At 48.1% G+C, this 3,271-nt stretch carries 4 protein-coding genes; all 4 read right to left on the bottom strand.

Features of this window, described 5'->3' with window-relative positions:
• Positions 1–207, bottom strand: a 207-nt coding sequence (locus tag B7X71_RS14105) for an Hsp70 family protein (protein ID WP_293601072.1), incomplete at its 3' end; no start/stop codon positions are given.
• 174 nt (positions 208–381) lie between these two features.
• A complete protein-coding gene (gene grpE, locus B7X71_RS14100) occupies positions 382–942 on the bottom strand; it encodes a nucleotide exchange factor GrpE (RefSeq protein WP_293601071.1) in 561 nt (186 codons plus the stop codon).
• A gap of 82 nt (positions 943–1,024) precedes the next feature.
• Positions 1,025–2,119: a ferrochelatase gene (hemH, locus tag B7X71_RS14095; protein WP_293601070.1), complete on the bottom strand. Its 1,095-nt coding sequence runs from the start codon at positions 2,117–2,119 to the stop codon at positions 1,025–1,027.
• A 41-nt stretch (positions 2,120–2,160) separates the two neighbouring features.
• Entirely contained in the window at positions 2,161–3,183 is a 1,023-nt protein-coding gene (gene hrcA / locus B7X71_RS14090; protein WP_215301936.1) for a heat-inducible transcriptional repressor HrcA, read from the bottom strand.
• Between the last annotated feature and the right edge of the window lie 88 nt (positions 3,184–3,271).

Raw genomic sequence — 3,271 nt, 5'->3', positions numbered from 1 at the left:
CACTGCATAGATGGTGTTTTTAGGATTGGTAACTGATTGGCGTTTTGCAGGCGCGCCAACCAACACTTCACCGTCTTCAACGTAAGCAATGATGGATGGGGTTGTGCGGGCGCCTTCGGCGTTCTCGACAACTTTAGGTGCATTGTTTTCTACAACTGAAACGCACGAGTTCGTGGTTCCCAAGTCAATTCCGATAATCTTTCCCATAATGGCTCCAAAAAATTAAGTTGTGTGTAATTTCGTAATGTTGCGAATAATTCGATATTCAATAAATGGGGTTGAAAAGAGGGAATTCAAGGGCTCAAAATGCAAAAAAGGCAGAAATCTGCCTTTTTTATGTCCTTTTTCATCATAAACCCCCAATTTAGGGGTTTTAAAGGCTTATTTGGGTGCGCTCACGGTTACCAGGGCTGGGCGCAGAATACGATCAGCAATGGAATACCCTCTCTGAAGCACTGAAACCACAGTATTGGCCTCTTGATCAGATGGCACTGAAGCAATTGCCTGGTGATGGTGCGGATCAAACTTGTCACCTACAGCAGGATTAATCTCCGTCATGCGCCCCTTTTCAAAGGCGGAAAGTAGCTGTTTTAGGGTGATTTCCAAGCCCTCTTTAAAAGCTTTGGCATCTACTGCCTCTGCATTCAAGGCGGCATAGAGACTATCGGTAACCGGCACGAGATGCTCGGCAAAACTCTCAATCGCAAACTTATGTGCCTTAGAGACATCTTCAGCAGCCCGACGACGAATATTCTCACCTTCAGCCTTGGCTCGAAGATAGTTATCTTGCATCTCCGTTAGCTTTTGATTTAACTCGGCAATCTCTTGCTCTGGAGTCTTCACTTCATCAGATGCAGGCGCCGTATCAGCGCCACCCTCCGCTTGAGCAAGCGGCTCAATATTTTCTTGCTCAGGGGATGGATTTTGATTTTCTTGGGTCATGGGTACAAATTCACTTTTCTATCAGAATGGCTACTTCTCAATGATATGGGGCTGATTCAGGTAATTTCAAGTGTGACGGCATTTAAGCAATTCTGGCTTTAGCCAACTCAGCCAGTCGATCACGTTCCTTCAACACCGCATCAGATTCGACACCCAGACTCCAGCCAGATAAATGCTGCTGGGCAATGTCGTACATCGCATCAATCCATTTTGGATTGCTATTGAGACAAGGAATATAGCGGTAATCTTTACCGCCATGCTCCAAGAAGATCTCGCGCGCCTCCATGGCAATCTCCTCTAGAGTTTCCAAGCAATCCGCCGGAAAACCGGGGCAAAAAATATCCACTCGCTTGCAACCCTTTTTGCCAAGCTCCTCAATCATCGGAGCAGTGTACGGCTTGAGCCACTCAGCTTTACCAAAGCGGGATTGGAAAGTAACGAGATATTGACCAGGCTCTAGACCTAGAGATTCGCCAAGTAAGCGACCAGTTTTTAAGCACTCGCAATGGTAAGGGTCACCCTTCATTAAATTGCGCTTTGGCAAGCCGTGGAAAGACATCACAAGACGATCACCAGCAGCAAAATCTGGTCGCCCATCTTTATCCCATGCGCTTAATACTTGGTCGCGCAGCGCGCTAATGTAAGCAGGATTATCGTGATAGTGCTTTACCAAACGCAGCTCAGGTTGATTGCGCCAAGTTCCAAGAACACGAAACACTTCATCAAAACTGGATGCAGTGGTTGTGGCTGAGTACTGTGGATATAGGGGTAACAACAAGAGGCGCTCCATACCCTGTGCCTGCAAGGCTTCTAAGGCTTGCTGTGTAGAAGGCTCACCATAGCGCATGGCTAAATCTACTAATACCACTTCACCATGATTGGCAAATTTCTCGCCCAACTCTTTTGCTTGTAGGCGCGAGTAATGCATCAAAGGAGAGCCTAATTTTGGCAACCAAATGGAGGCGTATTTCTTGGCTGAGGCACCGCTACGAATCGGCAAAATAATGCCATTCAAAATGCACCACCAAATAATGCGAGGAATTTCTACAACGCGTGGATCGGATAGAAATTCTTTGAGATAAGCCCTCACCGCTTTAGCAGTTGGCGCGGAAGGAGTACCCAAGTTCAGCAATAGCACTGCTGTCTTAGAAGGACGTAAGTGGGGATTTTGATTCAAGGAAGATCCGTTTAGTTAAGAAGAAAACAAAAAAATTACTGTCACGATCCTATCGGGGAGCTCAATGCACCCGATAACAACTTAGAGGTGATGTCGACGATCGGAATCACCCGATCGTATGCCATGCGAGTAGGGCCAATGACTCCAAGTGTCCCAACAATCTGACCATCCACACTGTATGGCGCACTGATGACAGCCAAATCTTCATAAGGTAGCAAATCACTTTCGCCCCCAATAAAGATCTGAATGCCATCAGCATGACTAGATACATCTAGCAACTGCATCAGTACTGACTTTTGCTCCAGCATGTCAAACATCTTACGCAACTTGTCTAAATTGGTACTGAGATCGCCAACATTGAGAAGGCGACGCTCACCTGACAGCAACATGTCCCCCTGGCCCATGCCGTAGTCGCTAACCCCACTATGCAGCGCCAAGGCCATCAAGCCAGAGATATCGCTGCGCAGGTTATCTAGATCGGAGGCCAGATGCGCACGCACCTCAGCAAAACTCTTGCCTGCGAACTGCGTATTGATGTAATTGCCCGCCTCTACCAACTGACTAGGGGTGTAGTCCTGGGTGGTTGGAAGGATACGGTTTTGGACGTCACCCTCAGGGGTCACCATGATGAGCAGGATCTTGCCTTCACCCAGCCGTAAGAACTCGATATGTTTAAAGACTTGAGCCCGCTTCGGCGTCATCACCACCCCAGCAAAATGGGTCAAATTAGACAAAATTTGGGCAGCGGAGTTCAGTACCCTCTGTGGAGAATCTGGCAAAAGACCTTTCTCCATCTCCCGAGTGGCGATTTCCTCTAGGGGCCGAACTGTCACCATCGTATCTACAAAGAGGCGATAACCTCTTGGGGTGGGTATGCGACCAGCCGAGGTATGGGGGCTAGTCACTAAGCCCATCTCCTCTAAATCCGCCATCACATTGCGAATCGTGGCCGCAGAAAGATCCAGCCCCGAGAATCGAGATAGGGTGCGTGAGCCAATAGGCTGCCCCTCTTCGATATAGCGCTCGATGAGGGTTTTCAGTAAGGCGCGGGAGCGATCATCCATAGTGGAAGGGATTTTATGCGTATGGTTTAATCGTTATATGTTAAGCCCATCCCCAAATTCCAGCAAAAAGGCATTTAGCCGGGTTGCG

It is taken from the genome of Polynucleobacter sp. 39-46-10, from assembly GCF_002282275.1.
The sequence above is the reverse complement of the archived record's forward strand: the minus strand, read 5'-3'. Positions and strand labels throughout refer to the sequence as shown.

Excerpts from the sequence above, each read along its gene's own strand:
- grpE (WP_293601071.1), bottom strand. The coding sequence starts at position 942 with ATGACCCAAGAAAATCAAAATCCATCCCCTGAGCAAGAAAATATTGAG.
- hrcA (WP_215301936.1), bottom strand. The coding sequence starts at position 3,183 with ATGGATGATCGCTCCCGCGCCTTACTGAAAACCCTCATCGAGCGCTAT.